The sequence below is a fragment of the Methylomonas sp. 2BW1-5-20 genome (genome assembly GCF_052474515.1).
The window spans coordinates 4,392,250-4,417,344 of record NZ_CP184127.1 but is presented as its reverse complement, the minus strand read 5'-3'; the positions used below and the strand labels follow the sequence as shown (position 1 = coordinate 4,417,344).

At 51.3% G+C, this 25,095-nt stretch carries 22 protein-coding genes; 6 read left to right on the top strand and 16 right to left on the bottom strand.

Annotation, left to right across the window (positions count from 1 at the left end):
* Window positions 1-130 precede the first annotated feature (130 nt).
* Window positions 131-565 carry a hypothetical protein gene (locus tag ACH50O_RS20370; protein WP_446809576.1) on the top strand — a complete coding sequence of 145 codons (435 nt, stop codon included), beginning with the start codon at window positions 131-133 and terminating at the stop codon, window positions 563-565.
* Between the two features lie 205 nt (window positions 566-770).
* Here the strand turns inward: ACH50O_RS20370 and ACH50O_RS20365 are convergent, their stop codons facing one another.
* Entirely contained in the window at window positions 771-1,904 is a 1,134-nt protein-coding gene (locus tag ACH50O_RS20365; protein ID WP_446809575.1) for a GNAT family N-acetyltransferase, read from the bottom strand.
* Between the two features lie 215 nt (window positions 1,905-2,119).
* On the opposite strand from ACH50O_RS20365, the gene ACH50O_RS20360 reads away from it, so the two are divergent.
* The 4 genes from ACH50O_RS20360 to ACH50O_RS20345 all read left to right on the top strand — a co-directional run bounded on the left by ACH50O_RS20360 (window position 2,120) and on the right by ACH50O_RS20345 (window position 5,547).
* Window positions 2,120-3,145 (top strand): GNAT family N-acetyltransferase, encoded by a 1,026-nt coding sequence (locus ACH50O_RS20360; RefSeq protein WP_446809574.1) that lies wholly within the window; start codon window positions 2,120-2,122, stop codon window positions 3,143-3,145.
* A gap of 16 nt (window positions 3,146-3,161) precedes the next feature.
* Window positions 3,162-4,040: a hypothetical protein gene (locus ACH50O_RS20355; protein ID WP_446809573.1), complete on the top strand. Its 879-nt coding sequence runs from the start codon at window positions 3,162-3,164 to the stop codon at window positions 4,038-4,040.
* A gap of 312 nt (window positions 4,041-4,352) precedes the next feature.
* The gene (locus ACH50O_RS20350) at window positions 4,353-5,051 is read left to right on the top strand and encodes an EF-hand domain-containing protein (RefSeq protein WP_446809572.1); all 699 of its coding nucleotides are present in this window, start codon (window positions 4,353-4,355) and stop codon (window positions 5,049-5,051) included.
* Window positions 5,052-5,250: 199 nt separating this feature from the next.
* Window positions 5,251-5,547, top strand: coding sequence for a FlxA-like family protein (locus tag ACH50O_RS20345; protein WP_446809571.1), 297 nt, complete (start codon window positions 5,251-5,253; stop codon window positions 5,545-5,547).
* 195 nt (window positions 5,548-5,742) lie between these two features.
* Here ACH50O_RS20345 and ACH50O_RS20340 read toward each other — a convergent pair whose 3' ends face one another.
* Entirely contained in the window at window positions 5,743-6,051 is a 309-nt protein-coding gene (locus ACH50O_RS20340; RefSeq protein ID WP_446809570.1) for a hypothetical protein, read from the bottom strand.
* Window positions 6,052-6,378: 327 nt separating this feature from the next.
* On the opposite strand from ACH50O_RS20340, the gene ACH50O_RS20335 reads away from it, so the two are divergent.
* Window positions 6,379-6,885: an RNA polymerase sigma factor gene (locus ACH50O_RS20335; RefSeq protein WP_446809569.1), complete on the top strand. Its 507-nt coding sequence runs from the start codon at window positions 6,379-6,381 to the stop codon at window positions 6,883-6,885.
* Between the two features lie 39 nt (window positions 6,886-6,924).
* Here ACH50O_RS20335 and ACH50O_RS20330 read toward each other — a convergent pair whose 3' ends face one another.
* The 14 genes from ACH50O_RS20330 to ACH50O_RS20265 all read right to left on the bottom strand — a co-directional run bounded on the left by ACH50O_RS20330 (window position 6,925) and on the right by ACH50O_RS20265 (window position 25,008).
* Window positions 6,925-8,049 carry a HupE/UreJ family protein gene (locus tag ACH50O_RS20330; RefSeq protein WP_446809568.1) on the bottom strand — a complete coding sequence of 375 codons (1,125 nt, stop codon included), beginning with the start codon at window positions 8,047-8,049 and terminating at the stop codon, window positions 6,925-6,927.
* The gene (locus ACH50O_RS20325; protein WP_446809567.1) at window positions 8,049-8,675 is read right to left on the bottom strand and encodes a hypothetical protein; all 627 of its coding nucleotides are present in this window, start codon (window positions 8,673-8,675) and stop codon (window positions 8,049-8,051) included. The genes ACH50O_RS20330 and ACH50O_RS20325 overlap by 1 nt, the downstream gene beginning before the upstream one ends.
* 69 nt (window positions 8,676-8,744) lie before the next feature.
* Complete coding sequence (locus tag ACH50O_RS20320; RefSeq protein ID WP_446809566.1) at window positions 8,745-9,122, bottom strand: copper resistance CopC family protein; 378 nt, start codon at window positions 9,120-9,122, stop codon at window positions 8,745-8,747.
* 23 nt (window positions 9,123-9,145) lie between these two features.
* A complete protein-coding gene (locus ACH50O_RS20315) occupies window positions 9,146-10,372 on the bottom strand; it encodes an exo-alpha-sialidase (RefSeq protein ID WP_446809565.1) in 1,227 nt (408 codons plus the stop codon).
* Window positions 10,373-10,570: 198 nt separating this feature from the next.
* Window positions 10,571-11,137, bottom strand: a complete 567-nt coding sequence (locus ACH50O_RS20310) for an HXXEE domain-containing protein (RefSeq protein ID WP_446809564.1) — start codon at window positions 11,135-11,137, stop codon at window positions 10,571-10,573.
* Window positions 11,138-11,222: 85 nt separating this feature from the next.
* Window positions 11,223-12,629 carry an ATP-binding protein gene (locus ACH50O_RS20305; protein ID WP_446809563.1) on the bottom strand — a complete coding sequence of 469 codons (1,407 nt, stop codon included), beginning with the start codon at window positions 12,627-12,629 and terminating at the stop codon, window positions 11,223-11,225.
* The gene (locus tag ACH50O_RS20300; RefSeq protein ID WP_446809562.1) at window positions 12,629-13,288 is read right to left on the bottom strand and encodes a response regulator; all 660 of its coding nucleotides are present in this window, start codon (window positions 13,286-13,288) and stop codon (window positions 12,629-12,631) included. The genes ACH50O_RS20305 and ACH50O_RS20300 overlap by 1 nt, the downstream gene beginning before the upstream one ends.
* Window positions 13,289-13,750: 462 nt before the next feature.
* Entirely contained in the window at window positions 13,751-16,660 is a 2,910-nt protein-coding gene (locus tag ACH50O_RS20295) for a DUF642 domain-containing protein (protein WP_446809561.1), read from the bottom strand.
* Between the two features lie 201 nt (window positions 16,661-16,861).
* On the bottom strand, window positions 16,862-17,662 hold the full coding sequence (locus ACH50O_RS20290; RefSeq protein ID WP_446809560.1) for a hypothetical protein: 801 nt from the start codon (window positions 17,660-17,662) through the stop codon (window positions 16,862-16,864).
* A gap of 2 nt (window positions 17,663-17,664) precedes the next feature.
* Window positions 17,665-18,477, bottom strand: coding sequence for a YaiO family outer membrane beta-barrel protein (locus ACH50O_RS20285; protein ID WP_446809559.1), 813 nt, complete (start codon window positions 18,475-18,477; stop codon window positions 17,665-17,667).
* Window positions 18,478-18,619: 142 nt separating this feature from the next.
* A complete protein-coding gene (locus tag ACH50O_RS20280) occupies window positions 18,620-20,473 on the bottom strand; it encodes a hypothetical protein (protein WP_446809558.1) in 1,854 nt (617 codons plus the stop codon).
* A 114-nt stretch (window positions 20,474-20,587) separates the two neighbouring features.
* Entirely contained in the window at window positions 20,588-22,429 is a 1,842-nt protein-coding gene (locus ACH50O_RS20275; protein ID WP_446809557.1) for a carbohydrate binding domain-containing protein, read from the bottom strand.
* A gap of 9 nt (window positions 22,430-22,438) precedes the next feature.
* Window positions 22,439-23,545: a hypothetical protein gene (locus ACH50O_RS20270; RefSeq protein ID WP_446809556.1), complete on the bottom strand. Its 1,107-nt coding sequence runs from the start codon at window positions 23,543-23,545 to the stop codon at window positions 22,439-22,441.
* Window positions 23,546-23,547: 2 nt separating this feature from the next.
* Entirely contained in the window at window positions 23,548-25,008 is a 1,461-nt protein-coding gene (locus ACH50O_RS20265; protein ID WP_446809555.1) for a glycosyltransferase family 2 protein, read from the bottom strand.
* Between the last annotated feature and the right edge of the window lie 87 nt (window positions 25,009-25,095).

The following is a 25,095-nucleotide window of genomic DNA, read 5'->3' as shown; positions in this document are numbered from 1 at the left end:
CTGTCTTGGAGATTATTGAATTCAAGGTAAATTGGCTTTCGGGAGTTGGCATTTCCCCGCCTCCTTGATCTTTGTTAGAATCCCGGTTGATCGCTAGATAATTACCCTAATAAAAACCACCATTTGAGCCATGAATAAAAAGAAAATTATAATATTCGCCGTCTGTCTGGCAGGCCTGCTCGCCATCCAGATTAAGTTCTTCCTGCCTTTCATGTACGACATCGCCGCTTCGGATTTATTTTTAGTGGAAAGCAAAGATGCAGCCAACCCCATGTCCATCAGCACCGATATGACGGCGTTGGCGTTTGCTCACTGCAATACTTACATTAAAAAAGAAGCCGACGAAGATCAAAGCCTGTCTTTCGCCAACCAACCGACTAATGCCTGGACGCTGGGCAACTACGAATATATCGTGAATGCCGATGTTGAAATCAGCGGCAAAGACAGCCCCAACGTATTGCGTCACTACGCTTGCCGCATCCAATACAGCAAAGGCGACGATACTTCCGCCGTCAACGATTTCGACAGCTGGAATATTGAAGGCGTGAGCGGATTGACCGATTAGCTTGAACCGATAACACAGACGCTGCCCTCTGCATACCGGGGGGCTGGCTACCGGCCGGCGCAAGCGGCGGATCACGCCGAAACACCTCATCCTTAGTTAGCCAAAAAAACGATCCCTGACCACTCGCCGAGAACCGGCCCATTCCTTCTCAGGGCTATCCCGCTTTCGCGCATGAAACTTGGCCACGCCGAAAAACCTGAGGCGGTTATCGCCAACCGGCCACCCGCAACACTTGCTTGACCCGCCGCTTCAAGGATCTGCCCAGGATGTGCTTGGCAGCCTGATAACTGCCGGCGCGAGTAGCGGGATTAAAAGCCATAACGCCGGAATAATGATGCACATCCTTCATCCAGCCACTCTTGTAATCCTCATCGCCAAAACCGAAATCGATTTTCCGTACCCGGTCCCGATCAAGCACGTGGGCAATCATAAAATTGGTCAATACCACGCCAACCGCCAGATGTTTGTGAGCTTCCTGATAGGCCAGTCGGGCGCAGTGCGCCACGCCGCCAGTCACGATCCACAGCTGTACAGCGGCGGCCACGCCGTCAAACCGCAGCACGCCCAACCGTAAACAGCCTTTCGCGGCCGCCAATATTATTAATTCGCGGATATCGTCACTCATCATGGTCGATGGCTTTTTCCAGCTGCCCAGAGTCACCGCCACATAATCGGCCATTGCTGTTTCCAATTCCGCCGGTTCGGTGTACAGCAGCAACTCCAACTGACCGCTCTTCTCCAGGGCCCGCTGGCGGCGGCGCACGTTGTAACGCAAATTGGCGCTGCGCTGAGCAAAATAGGTTTCGTAGTCCAACCCCGCCGTCGCTTCGAAACGGTTATAGGAATTAGCATAACGCTGCACCCAAAACCCCGCATCCCGCAACGCGGCATCGACGGCTTCGGCCAAGCCGGAATCCTCGGCCAGCGGCCATAACCGAATAATATCGGTACGCTCGGCCACCGCCTGCGTACCGGACTTAAGCGTACGAAACAGGGCCGCCAACACCTCGGATGAGCGTTCCATGTCAGGAGCGAAAATCAACGCAGTTTCCGCATAATTCTCCGGGTGGCTTGCGGAAGCGGCCACCCGCGCGCCTCGTATCGCACCGTCTGTGTTCGAATAGCGTAGCGGCGCCAACAGCAACGGCAGGCCGGTGCCGGCTTCCTCGACCGCGTAGATATGCAACTTCTCGTGCCGATGAAAAATATGCCGCATCAATAGCGCAAACCAATCCGCCTCGAAAAACAAACCGGCTTGACCGGCCGACTCAAGCAAGGGGGCATAACGATTCGGCAATTCGTCGAAACCGGTGTAACGCTGAATAAAATACATGGTCATGACACATGGTTTGGGCGCGTAAACGCGGATATTTCAAAATAGAATGCCTTGCGGTAACATCTGCCTGCTATGTTGTTTCGGCAATACCCGGCCACCACGCAACGCCATCCCTTGGAAAATTTATAAGGACTTAGCCGATAAGGCAAGAGCGACCGCGTATCGATAACCGCCGCCCGTCAATATGCCCATAGCCGCATCGGCCGCCGCCATCCAAAATGAAAACGCTTTTTACCGAATTACCCGATGCCGACAGCTGGCCTTCAAACCTTGGGGGCATGGCGACGCAAACCCACGCCTGGACCCAGGCCCGCGCGGCATTGCTCCCGGCCTCGGCGCGGCAATTCATCGGCATCGGCGATGCCAAGCAGTTGGCCGCAATCGCACCGCTATTCCGCAACGGCGACTGGCTGCGCGAACCGCCATTGATGTCCGAACCCAGCGATCTGCTATGGAGTACGCCGGAAAGCCTGCAATTACTCGCCAACGCACTGGCCCGCCAAGCGCTGCCGGTGTACCTTGAACGGCTGCCGGCAGACTCGCCGACATTGACCGCACTACGCCGCGCTTACGCGCGCCGGGGATTGATATTGCTGGCCCCGGCCATGCCCACACCCTTCATAGAACTGGCAGGCAAGGGGAGTGATAGCGATGCCCTGTTCAATAGCCGACGCCGCGCCGATTTCCGCCGGGCGGAACGCTTGGCCGCCGGCTTTGGATCGGTAGCTTACGAAATTCATGCGCCGTCCGGGGAAAGCGATTTGGCGCCCCGGCTCAAGGAAGCATATGCCGTGGAAGCCCTCAGTTGGAAGGGTATCGAAGGCAGTACAATAGCCGGCTCCACAAGGCTCGGAGACTTTTTCGGCCAGTTTACCCAAGCTGCCGCCCGGCAAGGCATATTGCGCATAGCCTTGTTGCGCATCGACGGTCGGACGGCAGCCATGCAAATCGCCTGCGAATGGCAGCAACGTTTCTGGCTGTTCAAAATCGGCTACGACCCTGCCTTCGAACGCTGTTCGCCCGGTCAATTACTACTGCGTCATACTTTAGCTTATGCGGCGGCCGGCGGTTTGCGCTCCTACGAGTTCATGGGTTTGATGGACGACTGGATCAAATATTGGACCCGCGATATCCGCGAATACGTGCAAGTGCGCGCGATTCCTTTTAACAGGGGCGGATTGAAAGTGCTCGCCAAACGCGGCGCTCGCACCGCGATCAATCGTCTGCGCCGGTCGGCGCGATAAACAATTGCAAAGTGCCATGCGTCGAATACCCCGCAAATTGTTCCAAACGCTGCTGAATGTTGCCGGCCGTGTCTACGTACCCGGCCATAAGCTCGAGGATGCGATGCGCATAGCCGGGCGCCTGTCGAAAAAAAATATCGCCTGTACTCTGGGCTATTTTTACAACTGGCAGGACCTTAGCAAACGAGAAAACGGCCAACAAATTATTGATATTTCCGGCGCCATTGCTGCGTCGGTAGCGAAACTGACACCCAAGGGGTATCTGTCGATCAAGGCGCCGGCGTTTAACTATGACCCAGCCGTTCTCGCCGGTATCATCGCTATCGCCGGCGAACAAGGCGTACTGGCGCATTTCGACTCTCACGGCCCCGGCACGGCGGACGCAACCTTGGATTGCGTAAAGCAGGCTGTGACCTTGGGCGCAGCAGTCGGCTTGACCATCCCCGGCCGCTGGCGGCGCAGCCCGGCGGATGCGGAATTGGCCTGCCGGCTTGGTCTTCGCGTACGCGTGGTCAAAGGCGAATGGGCCGACCCGCAAGAGCCCGGCATGGACCTGCGCGCCGGCTTTCTGAGCATTGTCGACAGTCTGGCCGGCCAAGCGCGGGAAGTGGCCATCGCCACCCACGATCCATGGCTGGCCAGAGAATCGATAATGCGCTTACAGGCGGCCGGCACCGCTTGCGAACTGGAACTGCTCAACGGTCTGCCCAGCGGACGTCTGCTTGCGATTGCCAAAGAGTTCGCAGTGCCGGTACGAGTCTATATCCCTTTTGGCATTTCCTGGCGCCCGTACGCGCTGAGCAAAGTCGGCGAAAACCCACGGATTTTATGGTGGATGATACGCGACAGCTTGATCGGCCTAGTCAGTACGCTACGCAACAAACTCCGACGCTAAAGTCGATTCAGTCATCTCACCCAAACCCCAACGGCAAAATTTTGCCGCTACCGGCAATGAACTTAGCCGCGTTTGCCAGCACATGTCCATTCGCTATGGCGTGAGCCAAAAAACCAAGAAGCTTGCTTGCATTTCTTAATAATCCTTAACCTATCTTTACATCGTTTTACCTTCAAGCAACTGTATTTATTGGCTTTTAGGCCGATATATTGCTCAACGTTTCCTGTAGCCGCTTATTTGGCTACTCATTTTTTGGCGGCGCGGTCGATAGCCCGCGCTATCTCCATAAAGCATTAGCATGAGGATAAGATTATGAGTATCAACAGTATCGGTAGCGCGAGCTCGCTTGCAACGCAAGGCATGAGAGCCTTGCAAAAGCCCGACCCGGCGAAAATGGCGGAGGACCTGTTTTCCAAGCTGGATACGAAAGGCCAAGGTTATCTGGAGAAAACTGACCTGGAAACGGCTTTCAGCAAAATTGGCGACTCAGGCAGCAACAGTTCCAATGCTGCGGATCAAATGTTCGCCAAGCTCGATGGCAACGGCGATGGCAAAGTCACCAAAGAAGAAATGTCGGCAACACTGCAACAAATCGCATCCCAATTGGATGGGCCATTTCCGCGCATGCGAATGCAAGGGCAAGGCGACACACCTCCGCCGCCACAAGACGGTCAACAAGTGGATGAAGGCTTTACCAAAGACCAACTGACCACCATGGCAAAAGACACGAATTCGGCTGAAAGCAAAATGACCGATTTATTCAGTCAATTGGCGGACAATTTCAGCACGGCCGATGCCAATGGCGATGGTAAGGTAACCCGCGACGAAGCCCTGGCTTTTCAGCAAGCCAATTCGTCGAATGCGGATAGTCAATCCGATGCGACATCAAGCAGCACATCATCCAGCGATGCGAGCGATATGCAATTTATGAGGAAGATGATGGAACTGCTCCACGCTTACGGCGACACTAACCATAACTCGACAGGCACAAGTGTTTCAACCGCGGCGTAATCAAAAGCGAGCGGCCGGAAAGGATGTCGGCCCCGATTCAGGGGCCGTACTATTCAGAAGTAGCTGCATTTATGCAACTTTACACAAATACCAATCACTTTCGCTGTCTTCAGGCCGATAAGCAATGTATCCATCAACGGCTTCGCAAAAACCAAATTGAGCTTTTTCTCAAGATTTCAGATAAACCCAGGAGATTATTATGTCAACCGGCAGCATTCAAGGCGTATCGACCGCCGTCATATCGAGCGGCAATACCGCCTCGAAAAACATAGATCAGCAAATTCAAGAACTTCAACAGGACATAGTTAAAGAACAGCAAAGCAAAGACGACGAAAAAACCAAGCAAGCAAAAATTCAAGCATTGCAGCAAAAAATTGAGCTGTTACAAATGCAGAAGCAACAAAACCAGCAAAAACAAACTGCCGACGACCAAAGTAACGCCGGCAATTCCAAGAGCGCGGATATTTCGAGCAGTGCTATCGATACTTATGCGTAAAACCACGGTCACTTTGCGTGGGCGGACCGGCCTGCGGTGCCTGAGGCAAATGTACCGTAAGCAAGGGGCTTTGGGCAGGTTCGAATCGGAATCGGGCGGGCTTTTAGCGGAAAATACGGCAGAAAAGACGTAAAGGAACTGGCGGCTTAGCTCCATTTGCAGTCCGCGCGGACTGCAAATGGAGTCGATGCCCCGTCAACTAAAGAAGCTCAAGCGGTTCTTTACCTCAACCGCCACCAAAGTATCGTAATGACGCCGCAATACTGAATCGGTGGGACGAGGAAATAGCGTGGCCTCAATTTCGCGTTGCAGTTGCTCCAGGAAACTGGAAGTCGGCTCGACACCCTCCGGGACGGCTATCTGTGCCGCCGGGGTTGCCTGCGCATGATCCTTGCGAGTGGAACGGAAAAACTTAGCGAAAAAGGAAATACCGCCCTCTTGAGACGAGTATGCACACGCGGCGATCAGGCCGCTCACAATGAACAATACAATGGCTTCGAACATATCAACACCTCATGACTAGTAAAGAACGCCGGCCAAAGCGGATTGCTGAAATCAATCCTGCCCAGGTACCGGCGCAACTTGCCAAGCAATTAAGATGCCATTACAAAACGATCGCAAGATATTGATATTTAAAAACTAATTATGGAGGCACAACTAAAAACCCTGCAGTCATCCTGACAATTTGTCGCTTATCCGCCAAGACTAAGGAGGATTGCAGCGCTCAAGCGGCAGGCAGCGAACTTACAAAGGGCAAGACGCACAAAAACTTCCTAAAACCCGCGCCGCAAGCCTTGCATTGGTCGGCGCAAACCCTTTTGAATTTTGCCAATGAGCCCGGACCAACCTGCGCTGATCGTCGCCTTTTTGCAGCATCAAACTGAATTGCGGCAATTCCTGTTACGCCAAGTGAAATGCAGCGAGGCGGCGGCCGACTTGTTGCACGATACTTTTTTGCATATCGCGGAATATCCGGCCCAGGAACAGATCGGCAATTGCCGGGCATTTTTATATCGGGTAGCAGGCAATCTGGCGTTGGATTATTTGCGCGGCCAAACCCGGCAGCAAGCGCGGGACGGCGGGCCTTTGGATGCGGAATGGCCGTGCCCTTGTCCACAACCGGAACGCTGGGTGTACGGCCGGCAACAATGGTTAGCGGTTGCGCACTGGTTACACCGCTTGCCGATGCCCAGCCGGCAGATACTGTGTCTGCGGCGCCTGGAGGGTAAGAGTCGGCGCCAAATCGCAGCCGAACTTTGGGTTTCGGAGCGTCACGTCGAACATGTGCTGTATCGAACCGGGAAACTATTGGCCGGGGCCGGCCTGGACGATGGCTAAGACCACAGAGGCTTCGGCGCCGAGAACCGGGCTACAACCCTACAAAACTGTCCGCTCCAACAACCAATAAGCCCCCATCAACGCTACCATTGCCGAGCAGCCTTTCAGGAATTTCTCGGCAAATGCCGGTTTGTTATTCAGCCACCAGATGATGGGCAATACCACCGACGCGACCGCAATTTGGCCGGTTTCTATACCTAAATTAAACGACAGCAAGGGCAATAAGATACCGGTATCGCCGCTGGAAATATTCATTTCCCGCAGGACGCTGGCAAAGCCGAAGCCATGTATCAGGCCAAAGCCGAAGGTCAGCCATTGCCGGCCTTTCGGGTGATCGCCGCGAATGATGTTTTCCACCGCCACGTAAATGATAGTCAGCGCTATCACCGGCTCGACGAAGCTGCTCGGCAATTCGATGATATTAAGCCCGGCAAACGCCAGGGTAATGGAATGGGCGATGGTAAAGAATGTCACAATCTTGATCGCCGGCCAGAAACTATGGGTCACTGCCAACAACGCAAACAAAAATAGCAAGTGATCGTAACCGGTAAGGATGTGCTCGATACCCAGCTTCAAAAAATCCGCAAAAGCCGAAAACCGAGAATCGTTTTGCGCTACGGACTCGTCAGCCTGCGCCATGACTATTAGCAACTGGTCGTCGGCCCTGTTTAGCATTTTCTCGCTCAACGTTTTGCCGGCGGCATCGCGCACCGTGACATATTGCTGATGGCCATCCTGCAGCCAGGCCAGCAATTTGGATTGCAATAACAATTGCTTAAGCGGCACGGGTTTAAAGCTGAACTCGACATGGGCATTATTCTGCTCGTCGTAATTCACCGTTCCCGGCGCCGCTGCTTGCACATCGACACCGTCGATATTAAGCCGCAATTGCTCAGCCAGCATTTTGGCGATTTCCGGTTTAGCGGCTTCGCGCTCGGCGGCGCTGACTTCGGCATCCAGATCGCTATCCATCGGCGCAAAGGCTTCGATGTCTTGCAGGGCAAAGGTCAGTTTGACAACGACTTGATCCGAGTTGACGGCCACATCTATCGAGCTAAGGCCGGGGGCGTGCGCCACGGCCCAGCCCGATTGCAACAACAAGCCGACCAGCAGCAGATAGTTACCCAAGCCAAACAGCCCATACCTTTTCCGCAATGCTCTCATTAGGGCTGTTCCCCATTGCCATGGGTTTGCGCGGATTTTTTGCGTTTGTGCAGATAAATCAAAAATACCAGTACGACCAACACCAAGGCCACGACGACGCCAATCGCGATTAGCGGCAACTCCGCGTCTTTCGGATCGACGCCCACTTCCAGCGCAATACGGAATTTATCGTCGTCTTCCATCGCTTCGCCGATCAACAGGTACAGCACGTAATCGCCGTTTTTGTCGACATCGGCTTGCGCTTCCACCGCGCCTTTCGGATAGAGTTTGGCTGGAATTTCGGTGACGGTGCGAATTTCCCGCACGTCATCCGGCGCTTTCTGCCCGGTTTTTTCCACTTCCACCAACTTAATGCCAATCGGCGTGGCGCGAATGTCGCGATCTATCAAATCGGCGGTGAAAAACATTTTGCCGGCTCTGGGGATTTTCTGACAAAACGGCACGAAAGCGGCTTTGGGATCCGGGTTTTTATCGTTTTTATCCGGCTGCAAATAGGCGCTGAAATGCACCGCGTAAAAATCGTTGGCGATAATACAATCCAAATCCGGGCGATTGCCCAGCGCGTTGGATTGTTTGGTACCGAAGCCGAGTTTGTCGCAACCGCTTAGCAACAAGACACAGGCCATGAGCCCGGCTATAAAAAAGACGGGAAGTCGCTGAATGTTCATAGAATTGAGCCGATGGAAGAATGCAGACTAGGGTTTGACGGTAAATTCGAATTTACCGGTGACGATATGCGTATCCTCTGAAACCACCCGGTAGCGAATGGTGTAAGTACCCGGCGCCAGCGTCGGCACCGTGGCGTAAATGTTGGCACCGTTGGTCAGGCTTTGTGCAACGTCGTGGTTATCCACGCGTTTGCCGGTGCTATCGATCACCGCCAAGGCTTTGTATTCGCTGCGCACCGCGTCGTTAAACCATAGATCGATTTGCTTGGGCGACTCTTTGACCGTTTCGTCCTTGGCCGGTTGCGATTTCACCAAAATGGCGTGGGCAAATGCCGAAACCGGGCTGCACAACGCAATAGCCAACAAGCCGGGTTTTATTATTTTTGTTATGTCTAACTTGGGCATGACCACCTCTTAAATTATAAAAATCATTGTAAAACTGCCGCCGACCAATGTTTGCCGGCCAGGGTTTGTTCCAGCCACATCGCCAACAAGCCGACTGGCGTGGCGACAATGCGCGGAAATGTCGCCGAACTTGCTGCGGAAGACAAGGGTTTGGCCGTCGACCAATGCCCGCCGTTATCGCTTGATTCGGCGATAAAGACTTTCGATCCTTCCGCACCCAGTGCATCCCAAACCGCAACCAGGCGTCCGGCACCGAAAGCAATATCCGCATGAAACGCACCCGCCTCACCAAGCCGTTGCGGCGGCGACCAGCCTTTGCCGCTGTCGGCGGATTGCATATGATACAGTCCCACCTGATTTTCCGCGCCAGTCCACACCAAACTATGCAAGGCACCGTCGCCGGCAACGCTCAAGCCGCCGCCATTATGCGGGCAGCCGTCGAAAATCCAGTTGAACTCACCAACCGTACTCAAGCGTTGCCAACTGGCACCGCCATCGGCGGATTGCGCCAGTGCCATGTCGCGCGGCTTCATGTCACGGTACAACACATTCAGCTTACCGTCGGCGCCCAGCGCCAAGCGGTTCCAACAGCAGGAGCAACTGGAGTCGTCGATAGTTTGCGCCAGTTCCCAACTCTTACCGACATCACTGCTGCGAGCGTAGCGCACGCCTTGATAACCGTTTTCGTCTCTGTCGTCCAGCCACACGGCATGAAAGCGGCCTTCGCCGTCGGCCAATAGTTCGTGATGCGATTGATCGGCATCGCTGCCGGTCGGTTTGGCACCTTGCTGCCAGGTTTTGCCGGCATCGCTGGAATAAACCGTCAGTAGCGGCCCCATGCCGGGTAATTCGCCGGTAGTTTGCCAGACCACCAGCAATTTGTCGCCGGCGGCGGCAATTTGTATATCGTTGCCGATTTTCGACTCGACCGGCTGCTTGAATTGCTCGCTTAAAGCAATGGGCGCCGACCAATGCAGACCGCCGTCCTCCGAATGCAGATAGCCGATATAAGGCTGCTTGCTGCCGGCTGGCGTCGCGACGAAGGCCGCGTGCACCGTTTCCCGGTCGACGTAGACGTCGAAACTAACCAGGTTCTGCAAGGAAAGCGCTTGCGCATCGATAGGACTAAAGATATCGGCATGCAAGGCTTGGGCAGAAGAAACCGCTTCGAAGGTTTGTTCGTTGCAGCCGAACAATACCAGAGTCGCAGCCAAACAACCGCCCGAAATGCGAGCCTTGAAATTAGGCATGAGATCGATCACTTGAAAATAAAACGGGGCATGATTAGACCATATTGCGGCGCAAAGCAGAACTGGGGATTACGGTTGTGGAATCTCATTGCGGCCATGAGCGATTAAGCGGGAGATACACGGAATTAATATAACGCTTGCGGCCCTTATGGACTGCTCCGCATTGGCGAGCTATTTCGGTTTAACCTAAATTCCGCATCAATGCCCGACGCGCAACCGGCGCCGCACATGCAGCAAAATAGCCGCATGGATGGCAATCGCCATAACCAGACCTATTGCCTGAAACACCGGCGTTCCTCCTTCCGCGTTTTCCACCTGCCGTAGCGCATACGCGCCGGCGGGTATAAATAGCGCCAACGCAGTGCCGAGACCGGGGTTGTAGCCACGGAAAACAAATGCATGGATAAGGTGGACGAAAGCATTGACAAGCACCAGATATACCGCGATGAATGCCCAGCCGACATTAACCTCCGCCGCCAGGTACAACGACATGCAGATTACACCCCAAACCCCAGGGACATTGGTGATAAATACCGCGGTTGGCGAGAGTACATCTCGGCCTTTGCCGATCGTTGCATTGAAGAACAGGCGGAAGCGGTCATGGTCATGCTCTTCGTACTGATGCAGCATATAAACCGGCAACAAAACAAATGTCGCCGTTAACGCTGTTGGCCATGATGCTGTCAGCAAGGGCATAAGCGCCAGCAATAGCAACCCGGCCATGAAGCCACCATAAACCCAGTTGACGATGATTCGGTTAAGCATGATGACGATACGAAGAGTGCTGATGGATAAGCCTGATAAAGCCGGGGACTGGAAAACTCCCGGATGTCTCGACAGTATAGCCGGACTACCGATGCAAATCGGTCAAATCCAGCTTCAATATCGCTTTCAATCCACCCAACTCCGACTTCGCAAAATCGATCTCGGCAGCGTGCAAAGCCACAATCCGCTGTACGATGGACAAACCCAAGCCGCTGCCCTCAACGCTATTGGCCGTTTCCACGCAGCGGTAAAAACGCTGGGTGATGCGCTGGTAATCGTCGTCGGCGACGCCGGGACCGCTGTCTTCCACGGTTAGATAAAGCCGGTTTTTTTCACGGCGGCAGATCGCTTTGATGCGGCCTTCCGCCGGGGAATATTTGATGGCGTTATCGATCAGGTTACGTATCAGCACCTGAAACAGTTGAGGATTGGCCTCGATCAACAATCCCGGCTCGCCTTGCAATTCAATGTCGATGCGCTTGTCGCGGGCGGCGTGGTCCAGATCGGAAATCACCTCAATCAACGCCTGATTCACATCGACCGGCTGTTTGGCGATGCCCGCCTGCTGGTGCTGCACCCGCGACAAGGTCAGCAATTGTTGAACGGTGTGAGTCATCCGCGAGACGGCTTGCTGAGCTTTTTGCAAGGCCTGGTCGCGCATCCGGGTATCGGTGGTTTTTTGCGCAACCTGAATTTGCGTCAACAGGCCGGCCAGCGGAGTGCGCAGTTCGTGGGAAGCGTCGGAGGTGAAATTACGCTCGTTGGCAAAGGCCTGTTCCAACATCGCAAACAGACTGTTGATTTGCGTGACCACCGGCAGCACTTCGTCCGGCAGATTATCGACCGACAACGGTTGCAGATAGCCGGCGGCGCGGCTGGCCAGTTGTTCCTTGACCTGGTTAACCGGCGACAGAGTGCGGCTGACGATCCACCAGATCATCACACCCAAGATCGGCAACGCTATCAGAAACCCGATCACCTGTTGACCGGCAATGCCTTCCACCAATTGCCGGCGTATGTCGTCGCGCTGGCCGACATGAATCACATAATTGCCGTTTTCGGTGCTCAAACTGAACACATGCCAAAGCTGACCGTCGAGCATGGTTTCGCTGTAGCCGTTGCGAGTCAGCGACAACGCAAATTCCGGCGCGCTTTCCGAGCGCAATACCAGACCTTCCTTTACCGAGCGCAACTGAAAGGCGATTTTGCGTTCGTATTTATGACCGAGGATGGGCGTGTCGAACAACTCGGGGGCTTTGTCGTGCTCCCATAATTTGGTCAACGCCCGCTGCCGCACCATGTTCTCGACAAAGGCATGCACCACGCGCGCCGACTGGGCCAGTTCGGCATTAAACAACTCCGCGATTTCATAGCGGGTTTGTTTGTAACTGATATAGGCGGTAACGCCCCACACCAACAACAGCGAGGACAATAAAGACAGTAGTAGCTGCTTTTTCAGCGAGCGCGGCGCCAGGCGAAAGCGCTTGGCCATTAGTTTTCGTCGATGATGTAACCGACGCCGCGAATGGTGCGGATCAGATTGCTATCCAGTTTTTTCCGCAGATGGTGGATATGCACTTCCACCGCATTGCTTTCCACTTCCGAACCCCAGGCGTATAACGACTCCTCCAGCCGAGCGCGAGAAATGACCTGCCCGATGTGCCCCATCAGATAGCTAAGTACTTCAAACTCCTTTTGCGCCAGCTCCACCGGCTTGTCGTTGTAATAAACCTGGTGCGCGGCCGGATCGATGGTAACGCCTTTATGTTCCAGCAAAGGCAAACTGTGGCCGTCGTGGCGGCGGGCGAGTGCGCGCAGACGCGCGCAAATTTCCGCCAGATCGAAGGGTTTGGTGACAAAATCGTCGGCGCCGGTATCCAGGCCGGCCACCCGCTCGGCCACGCCGTCGCGCGCGGTCAGTACCAACACCGGCGTGCTGTCCTTACGTCGGCGTAGGTTTTTCAACACGCTCATGCCATCCATGCGCGGCAAATTCAGATCCAGCACGATCAGGTCGTAATGGTTCAATTTCAAGGCTTCGTCGGCTTGTGCGCCGTCGGCCAGCCAGTCCACCGCATAACCTTCCAGCGTCAAGCCGGCTTTCAAACCATCCCCGAGGATGGCGTCGTCTTCTACCAATAATAAGCGCATGATTTGTATACCTGTGAACTAAGTGTTTGTCTTAGCTGGGATTGTAGCAATGATTTCATCACGTTCCGCGAGTAAGCCTGCAACTTGAGTACTAGACCAAAACTGAACTAGCCTTCCAGCTTCAAACCGGCTTTCAAACCGACTCCGGCATCAGGGATTGTCTTCCGGAAGAACCTCTCAAAGCTTGTGGTCATTGAGCGAGAACATTCAATTGCTCGGCATTGTAGCAAGGATTGCTGTTTGGACTATTAACGCGAGATGAGTTGAATTGGACTCCATTCACCAGATTACTGGAGGGATAGAGCGGAAGAGGCTTTGAAGAAAATTGACTGTCTGAAAAGAAGACATTGATAACGGCAATATCTTGCCATCCGTCACGGCAAAACTGCATACACTTAAAGCAATAGGTTCTCCCCTCGACAAGTTCGAGGAGAGAACCCTTTGTATAGCCTACTTAAATACTTATTTGGTCGTTACCGTAAAGCTTATGGAGGTACCGGATTTCACGGTAACCAGCCAGGAATTACTATCTTCCGAAACGGTGGCTGTTTCAGTTGGGAAACCAAAGAAAAAGTAGTTGTATGTCGGTTTAACAACGGGCTTGTTGTATTCGTCTTTAGGTAAAATCCAGGTTTGACCGACCAAGCTAGTGGGATGCGAAGCCTGGAACAACAGACTGTTATTCGAAGGTGTAATAGACCAGCTGACCTGCTTGCGACTCGTCATGAATTTCGCAATATCGGTCATGGAATACCAATTGAAGTTATAGGAACTGCTATTGGCGTAGCTATTTGCGCGATCAATCATCGATTGCAAAGACGGCAAGTAATCCACTGCACCGGGCGGATGGAAATACACCAAACGGTTAGCATAGTTGGTCACCTCAAAGTCCACGAGCTTGGTCAGCCAACTGGTCACTTCATCCGAGCTAACACCATACTCAGTAAATTCTTCAAAAGTGGCGTATAAACCAAGCGGCGTGACCGGGAACATCCAGATCGATTGATTCAGCAAATTGCCTTCGCGCCAGTGACGCGTCGCCCCCATCCCGGTATCGCCAAGATAATAAGCGCCCAAAACCCCATTCTTCTCCAACCAGTTAACACCCCATTTTGGGTTGTTCCCCATCGGTGCGGAGTACTCGGTGGTTTTGCGATTCACGACAGCGTCCACAGCAGATTTATTCAATTCCAAGTACGGCTGATATGACGCTTGGTTGGAAGGATTTACCAAAGTGCCGGGCAACGTTGACATATCGTAAACATCGTCATGAGCGTTATAACCATAATAATCGTGCAACCACCCGCCGTGAGCACCCACCTGATGGCCTTGCGACGCAAAGTATTTGATGGTTGCTTTGGCTTGGGCATTATTGGGAATATTTAACCCGACAGCTGCATTCGGCTTGACAATTTTATTGCCGCTGCTGTCTTTTTGATACACGACGTCACCGAGCGGATTGGCAATTAGATTAGCGCATGTAGCGGGCTGCCCATTAACCGGCAACGATCTGATTGGCAGGCCTGTGCTATCTGTTTGACACTCCAAATAATCCACGACAGGACCGCCGGTAAAATGGACTGAAAACGGTCCGCTATCCCAGATACCCGCCGCTTGCATTTCCTGAATCGGTGCCAGCGCATCTTGAGAGTCGACATGGACGTTGACCGTCATCCCTGGAATACCATTTGGTACCGGCGATAATCTGGGAAGTTGCAATAAGTTATCACCAAAATAGCGAATCGCACCGTGCATCAACAAGCCATCGGTTTGAGTTTTCAAACGGCTAAGCGGCAGGTTAACAAACATTACGTTGCCGTTTCCACGCGATGCGTACCCGGCTACCAGACCGAATCTATCAGATACCAACAATGGAGTACCGGTATAGCTTTGTCCGGTATTGCTGCAGTTACTTTCAAAATTGGCAATATCGCCCCCGCTGAAAGTGTGGCCCAAATTACAGGTTACATACGTCGGATATGTAAGGAACCCATACAGATAACTCGACACGCCTTGCAGACTATCGTCGGGGGAATAGGGCACGGGATTTTGAGCTCTACGATTTGGCTTCCTGCCGATTAGCGCACTGTGTGGAATTTTCTCCTGCTGAGCCGCAATGATTTGATCCAGTGTAATGCCGCGCTCGTGTCCAAATGGAATACGATGGATATATCCGGCGTCAAACTTTCGCAAACCGCCTGGATCAGTGCGGTCGGTTGGCAGGTACGCAGTCGGTGTGTTCTCGGGTGCGGTCACACTGGCAATGCTAGCATTTGCGGTTGAGCTGGATGTTGTAGCGGTGCCTGTCGGCCATGGCATATATTTACCGGGTGGTACTTGAAACTGCCACAAGGTACGTTCCATACCATAAATGGGACCGAGGCCAACCGGCGAAATGGCGGTTTGGCCATACAGCTCACCATACAAGTTGTAGTCGACACCTACCAAGCTGCTGAACGGATTTGGACCCGCAACAGGGAATAAGCCTTGGGAATTCAACGCACCAAAGTCAAAAGCAATCAATACGCTGCCGCCTTGATCATTAACATAATAGGTAATGTCGTTGAGCAACTGAGCGCTGGCTATCTGATGAACAGAGTCGGGCAGGATTACCGCTTTATAGTTCTTTGCCACGGATGCGAACTCGCTATCCCGAATCACATCAATCTTATAGCCCTCCTCATTTATGGCATCAAGCCAGGCTTGAGTCGCCGGCAAGGTGAGTGCATCCTCCTGGGCAACATCCGGCAAAAGTAGAGCAATCTTGGTGGACCGCTGCGCGGCCAAGCCGGCGTCGACCACACTAACACCGTCGAGATAAGAACCGAATGAGTCGCTACGTTCAGCCAAATTACTGAAGCTCAAACGAGTCGTCGTGCTGGTGGCTGTTACCGAATAAGTGTAATCCTTCCACTCGGTGTTGAATTTCAGAAATCCACTAGCTTTCAAATTTCCGACGATGGTATCGCCCCATTTGATTTGCATCTGGTTGTCCACCACACCAGGACGCGCGGAATAGTGAAAGCGAAGTTGATAAACGGCACCTGGCTTGGTCGGGATGTCTTGATAAATAATAGTTGAACCATTGGCGTCCAGCTCAACAAACTGATTACCTAAATTAGGAGCCGGCGCACCAGAGATGTTATTCAGGCTTTCGATAACATTACCCTTACTGCCCGTACCTAGTTTCCAGCCTGGAATAGAAGGGCTATATTTCCAACTGAAATAAGGAATAGCGGGTTGTTCAAAGCTACCGTTAACGACAAGCTCGGCAGCGTACGAAGGAGAAGCGAAGGCAACAAAGCTTGTTATCAGCAGCGAGCTCACCGCTGATGCACAAACCTTCTTTTTATAAGGTAGTGGTATTTTCATAATTTATCGATAAAGTTAATTGCAAATCAAAAGTTGAAAATCTAACTATTACAAACCAATTTTGTATATCTAAGAATATTGATGCGTTAATAGTCGTTGAATACGAGCCCGCTCTGTTTATAATCAAAATCGCAATCCATCTCCCCTAAGCATCAGCCTAACTAAAATATTTATTAGACTCACAAAGTATCCCCTACTGACTTATTGAGCATTTCTTTCCCAGCTCATCGCCCATCCGTAAAGAGACAAACAACAAATAATCAATAAAAACAAACCGAAAAACACATACAAAACCGGCAATATAATCACCGAAAACTTAAGCAGAAGAATTGTTTGTGTAATCAATTGAAAAGGCAGCGCTACAACAATAAATATCAAGGTTGTAACGGTCAGGAATATTTTTTTCTGAACCGAAAAATCGAATATATAATAAATAAGACCATGCACCCACGGCATAATCAGCAGCAGCCATACCCCGGACATTAACAGATTATCTAAGTACCCGGAGGCGGTATACGAAAACCTGGCCGGCATGACCGCAAAATATATTAAAGAGCTCAACAGAACTAAAGAAATAAACCCAAAAATATAAAATAACGGCAAAAATCTCTTGGGCAGTATATAAATCAAGGAAACAAGACCGGCGACTATCAGAACCAATAGCCACCAATTAGTAGCGTCCGGCGCCGAGGAATGCACAAAAAAGGCCGGTAATTCAATTTCAAAACCTGCCAGTTTCGTTGTCACCAACATAACTTTCCCAGGTATTTCTATTTTTTCAAACCAGAAATTAAACAGCATCAACCAAAACTGACCGACAAACGATACCGACTTAACAATGATGTAATCGAACAATATCGGAAAAAAAGCAATAGTTAACCATTTTAGGCTTGAGAATGAAGAGCGCAATAGCGCACGATGCTCCGGAATAACTTTACCCAAAACACCTTGCTTGCTAAGTAACTCCAAGTCCTTGTAGCTTTCTTGAGTTCTGTCAATCATGCTTAAAAGTCGACAAATATGCCGGCAATCAAACCCGCGCGACTGTAATTGGGGTTTGAATAATAGTTAGCGGTTAACGAAAATCCAAAATCGTTATTAATCCATTTTCTGATATTTACCGTGGCTTCGTGACTTGAAAAATTACTAATGGTTTGCGTAGCCCCGACTGCTTGCCAGCCCTCTGTTCCACCATCATATTTAAGCGTTAAGTAATAATCTTTATTGTATCCATAAGTGATAGCGGCAAATCCTCGCTGTGATTCCACTCGCCCGGGATTACTCTCCACAAACTTACCTCCAACCTCCAATATTACCGGTGCGTCAAAATAATAAAGAATATCCAGCGAAACAATGCGATCGTGATTTTCCAAGCGGCTTTGATTATGCGTAAAGCCCACACCAGTCACTAAGTTTCGTTTACTCAGCCATTTTTTATATAAAGTGGCATCTGTACGGTATCTAGGCAAAAACGATCCGTCGCTACTGGTAGCAGCACTGACAGAACCGTACCAATCCTCGTTAAAAATACGGCGATAGGCCAAGGAGCCTAAAACACCCTGCTCCGCAAAATGGCTTTGGTTTGTGATCTCCCATCCGATACCGTCGTTGGGTGTTAACTGGGCATATCCTCGCAGATACTCGTCAAACCAGTTTTGAAAATTATTGGTTAAATGCGAATATCCAATATCGAACTGCACATACCCATGCTTTTCAAAGGCACTATCATCTTCAGCATTAACTATTTGTGAAAAAAAACCGAATACCACAAGCGCCAGAACTCCACATCGCAAACGAGGGGTTAGTAATAAAATCATAAATTAATATTGTAATTCCAAAAATCCATGGATAAGGCAAATACATGACATCTTATTTTAAAAATCAAGCCACTCACATCTAAAAATGACCCACACACAAGTAAAAAATTAAACCATTTTCTCTAGACAAATAATCTCATCTTTAATAAAGCCGGGTAATTGACCTCATGTACAATTTAACCTGTAGACTTTTTACGTCCTGAGCTTCGATAACAATATATTTATCATCCATGGATATATTGGCTTTGCCAGATTGGATCTCGGCGTTTTCATAAGCCGATTTTGGAAACATCCAGGTCAGGCGTGACAATGATTCCGGATGCTGCGCAAATAATGTGACGGCTTTACTATCGACACGCTTAATATTCCATGCCGTTTGATTTCTATGCTCCATGAAATTGGCAATATCGGTCATGGTATACCAAGCAAATCGCCCTTGCTTATTGAGCAAGGAAGACTTTAATAACCAATTGTCTGCAGCTTTAGGATAATGAAGTAATCCCGGCGGATGAAAATACATCAACCTGATTACTCTATCATCCGCAGCATAATTTGATACTTCATTCAGCCACTGATCGATCTTTTTCTCTTCAATGCCATCTGCATGCATTTCTTCGAAAGCGGCATATTTACCCATGGATAATACCGGAAACGCCCAAGCATTTTGATTTCCCCTGGAGCCATCGCGATAAGGCTTTGTTGGACCTAAGCCAATATCGCCCGTGAAATAATAACTATTTATTTTTTGACTATCCAACCACTGCGTCACCCAGTTGGGATGGTTGCCCATCGGCGCGGAATACTCAGTTATACGGACGTGAGAAACGGCTTCAATTGCCTGTTTGTTTTTTTCCAAAAATGGCAAAAATTCTTCACGATTAGTGTCCGCGACATATTCACCGAAATAGTTATGAATCCAACCGCCATGACTACCAATCTGATCGCCACGCCGCTGAAAAAACCCAAGCCATTCCCCGGCTTCTTTATTGCCTTGTATATTGAAACCCAATTTATCACCATCGACATTAACATCCGGACCGGCTGTAATATGTACCGAATAGGGGCCGTAATCGAATAGCTTGGATTGCTTTTTTAAGGCCGCGAGAACAGGTAAATTCGCGTTTGAATCGATATGCAAGTTCACTATCAGTCCACCGCGACCGCTTGGCGAAGCCGATAACGTCGGCAAATTAACAATATTTTCCGAAAAATAACGCAAAAAACCATGTAATAACGCACTGTCGGTTCTGTTTTTTAAATACCCCAGCGGTAAATTAACAAATAAGACTTTGCCGCTATTGAAATCGTTTATGCCGGCAATAACTGTTTGATCTTCGCCGTACAACAAGGATTTTCCGGCATAGCGCCCCTGAGTCAGGAAGTGCGGGTATTCGAGTTTGTCGTTTTTATAGCTGGATAAACTCATCATTCCCCCGGCGCCGGATGGACTGGCGGAGAATCTGCCGGGTGGATTGTGCAAGGCCAAGAATACCGACTGTTCACCCAGCACCTGCGTTGGCTTGATCGAGTCATCGCGGAGCGTGTCGTACAGCGCATACTCAACACCCGCCAGATCGGAAAACAACGACTTGTCTTTTGCGTAGGTTTGGTTTGGAAATAACAATGTCCCGGCATCGAAAACTAACAGCAATTTGCCGCCGGCACTAACGTAACCGTGTACGCTGTCTATCAGCGTTTCGCTCATCGCAACATGAATCGAGTCGGGCAGAATCAATCCGGCGTATGTTGTTAAGCTGAACGGAAAGGGCCGCATAAACTCGCTAGCGGTCAATACATCAAGCTTGATGCCTTCTTCTTGCGCGGCATCCAACCAGGCAGTCAGCTTGGGATCGTCCAGGTTCGCATCATCGGGAACCAATAAAGCCAGCGCCAAGCTTTCTTCGCGCTGTTCAAGCAAATCGGGAGTCCCATTGACTCCCTTGAATAACGCCAATGCCAATATGGCTAGTAAAATCGTCCATCGTATTAAAAACATAATTTTCCCTAGGACTCAGAGCATCTGTTCCGTCATTTAAATCTCACCCGATTGAGCAGGGCCTAAAGCTGTAAATCGGTCATTATTGGATATAAATCCTGATCTGAATAAGCACTAATCCGGCGTAGTGACAATCAGCTCTCTACTACTCGCCGACTGGTTTTCCGCGGAGTCGACCGCGCGAATCCGATATTGGTAGGTCGTTATCGGTGCAACGCAAGAGTCGGTAAAATGTGTTTCGCCAATATCGGCAATCTCCGCGCCATTTCGGACAACCTTGTAACGCGCCACCGCCACATTATCCCTAGCAGCTTTCCAGGCCAAATCAACCGCGCCTCGCCTCAATCCGATTTGAGCCAGCGCTTCCGGCGCGCTCGGTGGCATGCGGTCCAAACAAGGATCTGTGTTACCGATGTCACCGCCACGACCAATCGTAAATAGGCCGGATCCGACCAGATAGTTTTTCCCATGGTTGTCATCGACGGTACCGTTACCATCCAAAATGGCCACGGAAATACTCTTGGCATTGCCCAAACTCAAGGTTTTCGATTGGTAACGCGGGCAAGCGTCGTCCATTGGCAATTCAACAGCATCCTGGCTTACACTGCCTTCCGAGCGAAAACGAATTTTGGCCCGGCCTGCGTCGCTTTCCAGATACACGGTAACGAAATTGCCCGCCTCTATAGCGATAGCGGCCGCCGCCGAACTTGCCGATATATTCCCCACTCCGTCATAGGCTTTCACGGTGTAAACGTAACGCTTACCCGCCGCAATACTGTTATCGACATAAACAGGTTCGCGCGCCATGCCAATGTAGTTACCGTCCCGATAGATTTCGTATCCGAAAGGTTTATTGCCTTTACCAGCAATGTTCCAGCGTAATTCCACGGCCCGAGGATCTATCCGGCTTACGACTAATCTGTCTGGAGGTAGCAATCTGCCTGACGGGGTGACAGCGCTATCCAATGTTATCGGACACGTTCCCCGCTTGGAGTGATTGGCAGCCGAACTAGCGGTGAGCGACTCGATTACCGCTTCTTCCAGCACATTCCAATGACTGCCTTGGCGTAACTGCGCCGCTAATGTCAGCCAGCAATTTACGCTTTCATGCTCAGCCAATTTGTCCGCCGCGATCGCCACCAAACCCCAGGGGAAATCCACTTTGGCCTGCTTAAACCATTGGCCCCGGTTCTCGTTTAACCATTGTTTGAAAAACCCGGCCTGATCGCGGCCGGGAATTCGGATCCCCGCCAAAATCGGAAAGATTTCCGCCACTTGATCAGGATAAAAACCCGGACGGGTCTGGCTCTGCGTAGACACCCGCAACCTTTGTAAACAAGGCTGCCAGAACACCTGAACAATAGTGTTCGCCAGGACATCCGCCTGTTTTGCCAGTAGACTTGCCTGCTCCAGTTCACCGGTAGTTTGTTTAAGCTGACTCAAAGCTAACAGCGCGGTGTAGACTTCCACATTGTCCATCAGCAGTCCGACCGGTTGCTTGGACGAAATAAAATAGATACGACTATCCTGATCGCGTAGGCTATCCAATAATTGCTGCGCGCGTTTTAAGCTCTCCAGCCAAACTATCGGCAGACCCGCGCCGGGCGCCAGTTTGGCTATCAACTCTATCCACACTGCTGTCGCCGAATCGTCGGCATCCGCAGCGGCGCAAGCCACCCAAAGACCATCACGGCGACAGAAGCGATCAAAACCGCCATCCGCTCTTTGATGCTGCAACCCCCAAGCAATCCAGGAAGCCGCCGCCGCCCGAATATCCAGCCCGGCATCATGGGCAACCAATAAAGCCTTACCGGCAAAATACGGATCCACGTTATCGCCATTCTGAAAAATACTGATCGCACCGTCCGCTTGCTGATAGCCGGCCAGCTTTAAAGGCTCGGCAGCTAGCGACTGACCATAACAAATACCAAGAATAATCAGCAGGCTTAAGCGCATGGCTAAAATTTAGGTAAGGCGACTGATGCGCGAATTGCGCTTATGTTTGCCGTCGGTCAGCGCGGCCAACACTTCTCCGCGATTCCTGGCCCAAAGTGTGCCGTGCACAGTGACCCCCATCGCAATCCGAATGACGGGTGCGGTCACTGAACTTGGCGCCAATGGGTTGCCAATCCGGCATCCGCTATCCAGTTCTATTTGTTTTTCCGCCACCAAGGGGCCGTTTAAAACGCATCGGCTGGCAACGTTCAGCTTTTTGTTGCAAACGATGGCGCCAGTAATCGTGACGCCCGACTCGATATGAATGTCGCCATACACCTTCAGGCTACCGGCAATTTCCGCATCTTCGCGTATTACCGCATCGCCGCGAATCACCATATCGCCTTGCCAAACACCGTTCGCCGGAAAATCCAGATTGCCGTCCAACAACACACGTCCAGCGTTGTCGAGATAGGTTTTTAGTTGGTTAACCTCGATCTTAGGCGCGTCCACCGGCACAGGCTGTTCGTAAGCGGGCTCGCCATGTTTGGGCATGACGTAAATACGGTTGGCATTGACGCGCACAAACTCACAATGCGGCAGTAAGTTAAGGTCCGCTTCCGCCGAAACCCGCCCAAGTAAAACGCAACCGCTGGCGACAAAAATATTGCACGCGTGCGCCCAGCGCAATAACTGGCTGTTTTTTCCCAACTGCAGATCGCCGATTGCTAATGCGGAGCGCAAGCGCACTTTCTCGCCACAATTGATATTGCCTTTACTGAAAACCTCTTGGGTAAAGTTGAAGTCCGGCGGTAGCCGCAAATCACCCAAACCGACCACTAAACGATCCGTGCCCGCCCGTTTTAACTCCTCCGCGCTAGCTGTAAACACGGCATCTTGCTGATACAGGCAATAGTTTTGCTGGCTAAATTGCTCGGTCTTTCCCGATTGATAGTCGTTTATCGCATCCGTGATGAATGCCAGAAAACTTTCCGCAAAATAATCGATATTGCCGGCATTGGCCTGATCCACGGCCACCGGTTCTATATCTTCCTTTAATCGCAATTCGATTATGGCCGGCAGTAAAGGCAATAAAAAAATACATGCCGTGCAGGTGAAGAGTAAGGTCGTCCACATGGCTATGTGCTCACCACCACTTTGCGGTAACGCGGCGTTTTATCCCATTTCAGCTCGCGCGGACTCAATCTTATCGAGTCGAGCATCATCTCCAAAGTTGCCATGGTTATCGAAGACATGCTGATCAGAAAGCCAACAATGGTGACCGGCAACAGGCGGATACGCTTGCGATTGCCGTCCAGATAAACGGCTGCGGCGATCTCAAAAAAAGCCGCAAAATTACCGAGCACGCTGAAGGCGGACATGGCAAACAAACAAAGCGCGAGATCGGGTAAAGGGCTGAGATTGCAATAAAACAAAACCATACCGATAACCCAACCAAACGCTAGCAGTGGCGACATTGCGTAGACGCCCAGCAGGGCCAGCGCATCAAGCTTTTCCAAGGGTTTTAAGCCACGCATGACTAAAATCTTGCCGAAATGCCGATATAAGGCTTGGTTATGCCCCTTGGCCCAGCGCTTTATCTGCCTGACCCTGGCCGGCCATTCCTCGGGCACTTCCTCGTAGCATTCGGCGCGGTTTTGATAGACGGTTTTCCAGTTGTTCAGTAAGAAACGAATAGTGAGATCGGTATCTTCCGCCAACACGTCGTCATGCCAGCCGCCCGAACTTTCCAGGGCCTTGATACGAATACCGCCCACAGTCCCGCCATATTGCGGCACCAGCCCCATGTTCATACGCGCTTGCTGATCGACTTGATAACCGGCGGAACGTTCTAAATCCAGCAAACGCGTCAGCAGATTGCCGCCGGCATTTTGCGGCACAACCCGGCCCATGACCGCGCCTACTTCAGGATCGAAGAAGGGTGCCACCAAGTGTTTGATCAGGCCTTTGGCGGGTACGTAGTCCGCGTCGAAAACGATGATAATGCCGGTATCCACTAGTTCGGTGGCATCCTTCAGGGCCGCGGCTTTACCGGCCTTACCGCTGGTACGGTGGAAGGGCCGAATTCTATCGGGATAACGCTCGACGAATTCATCGATGATTTCCCGTGTACGGTCGCTGGATCGGTCGTTAACCGGCATCAGCAGCATTCTTTCACGTGGATAATCCACCTCCAGCAAGGCTTCCAGACAACCCGCGATCACGGCTTCTTCATTATGGGCGGCAATAAAAACCGTAATCTTCGGCCAATCCGCAGAATCGATATCGATATAGGGATGTCGCTGACGCCCGAATAAACGATTTAATGTGAAATGATAATGTCGAACAGTGTAAAAAAATAGCAACAACAAAATAAGCAAAAAACCGGCAATGAAGACATTTGCAACCCAATCCGCACTGAATTGAATGGTCAATATCCGCGCAACGTTTGGCCAGACAAATTCCGCAAACGTCGCAATCTGCTCATAAACCCGCAACCCCAAAATATCCGGCCGCAGCGTCAGCGGGAAAATACCGATCTGCCAAAGCTCATGCCGGCTTCCATAGCTGATTGCGGCAAAAATTAAAATCAAGCCCATAGCTAGCCTCGCTAGAATCGAGCTCGATAATCCGGAAAACTTGGCGGAAATGGCAGTCATAGGTGTGGCGCGGATTTTTTGATGAAT

Bases quoted from the DNA above. Each gene is read 5' to 3' on its own strand.
- ACH50O_RS20370 (WP_446809576.1), top strand. From the start codon at position 131: ATGAATAAAAAGAAAATTATAATATTCGCCGTCTGTCTGGCAGGCCTG.
- ACH50O_RS20365 (WP_446809575.1), bottom strand. From the start codon at position 1,904: ATGACCATGTATTTTATTCAGCGTTACACCGGTTTCGACGAATTGCCG.
- ACH50O_RS20360 (WP_446809574.1), top strand. From the start codon at position 2,120: ATGAAAACGCTTTTTACCGAATTACCCGATGCCGACAGCTGGCCTTCA.
- ACH50O_RS20355 (WP_446809573.1), top strand. From the start codon at position 3,162: ATGCGTCGAATACCCCGCAAATTGTTCCAAACGCTGCTGAATGTTGCC.
- ACH50O_RS20350 (WP_446809572.1), top strand. From the start codon at position 4,353: ATGAGTATCAACAGTATCGGTAGCGCGAGCTCGCTTGCAACGCAAGGC.
- ACH50O_RS20345 (WP_446809571.1), top strand. From the start codon at position 5,251: ATGTCAACCGGCAGCATTCAAGGCGTATCGACCGCCGTCATATCGAGC.
- ACH50O_RS20340 (WP_446809570.1), bottom strand. From the start codon at position 6,051: ATGTTCGAAGCCATTGTATTGTTCATTGTGAGCGGCCTGATCGCCGCG.
- ACH50O_RS20335 (WP_446809569.1), top strand. From the start codon at position 6,379: ATGAGCCCGGACCAACCTGCGCTGATCGTCGCCTTTTTGCAGCATCAA.
- ACH50O_RS20330 (WP_446809568.1), bottom strand. From the start codon at position 8,049: ATGAGAGCATTGCGGAAAAGGTATGGGCTGTTTGGCTTGGGTAACTAT.
- ACH50O_RS20325 (WP_446809567.1), bottom strand. From the start codon at position 8,675: ATGGCCTGTGTCTTGTTGCTAAGCGGTTGCGACAAACTCGGCTTCGGT.
- ACH50O_RS20320 (WP_446809566.1), bottom strand. From the start codon at position 9,122: ATGCCCAAGTTAGACATAACAAAAATAATAAAACCCGGCTTGTTGGCT.
- ACH50O_RS20315 (WP_446809565.1), bottom strand. From the start codon at position 10,372: ATGCCTAATTTCAAGGCTCGCATTTCGGGCGGTTGTTTGGCTGCGACT.
- ACH50O_RS20310 (WP_446809564.1), bottom strand. From the start codon at position 11,137: ATGCTTAACCGAATCATCGTCAACTGGGTTTATGGTGGCTTCATGGCC.
- ACH50O_RS20305 (WP_446809563.1), bottom strand. From the start codon at position 12,629: ATGGCCAAGCGCTTTCGCCTGGCGCCGCGCTCGCTGAAAAAGCAGCTA.
- ACH50O_RS20300 (WP_446809562.1), bottom strand. From the start codon at position 13,288: ATGCGCTTATTATTGGTAGAAGACGACGCCATCCTCGGGGATGGTTTG.
- ACH50O_RS20295 (WP_446809561.1), bottom strand. From the start codon at position 16,660: ATGAAAATACCACTACCTTATAAAAAGAAGGTTTGTGCATCAGCGGTG.
- ACH50O_RS20290 (WP_446809560.1), bottom strand. From the start codon at position 17,662: ATGATTGACAGAACTCAAGAAAGCTACAAGGACTTGGAGTTACTTAGC.
- ACH50O_RS20285 (WP_446809559.1), bottom strand. From the start codon at position 18,477: ATGATTTTATTACTAACCCCTCGTTTGCGATGTGGAGTTCTGGCGCTT.
- ACH50O_RS20280 (WP_446809558.1), bottom strand. From the start codon at position 20,473: ATGTTTTTAATACGATGGACGATTTTACTAGCCATATTGGCATTGGCG.
- ACH50O_RS20275 (WP_446809557.1), bottom strand. From the start codon at position 22,429: ATGCGCTTAAGCCTGCTGATTATTCTTGGTATTTGTTATGGTCAGTCG.
- ACH50O_RS20270 (WP_446809556.1), bottom strand. From the start codon at position 23,545: ATGTGGACGACCTTACTCTTCACCTGCACGGCATGTATTTTTTTATTG.
- ACH50O_RS20265 (WP_446809555.1), bottom strand. From the start codon at position 25,008: ATGGGCTTGATTTTAATTTTTGCCGCAATCAGCTATGGAAGCCGGCAT.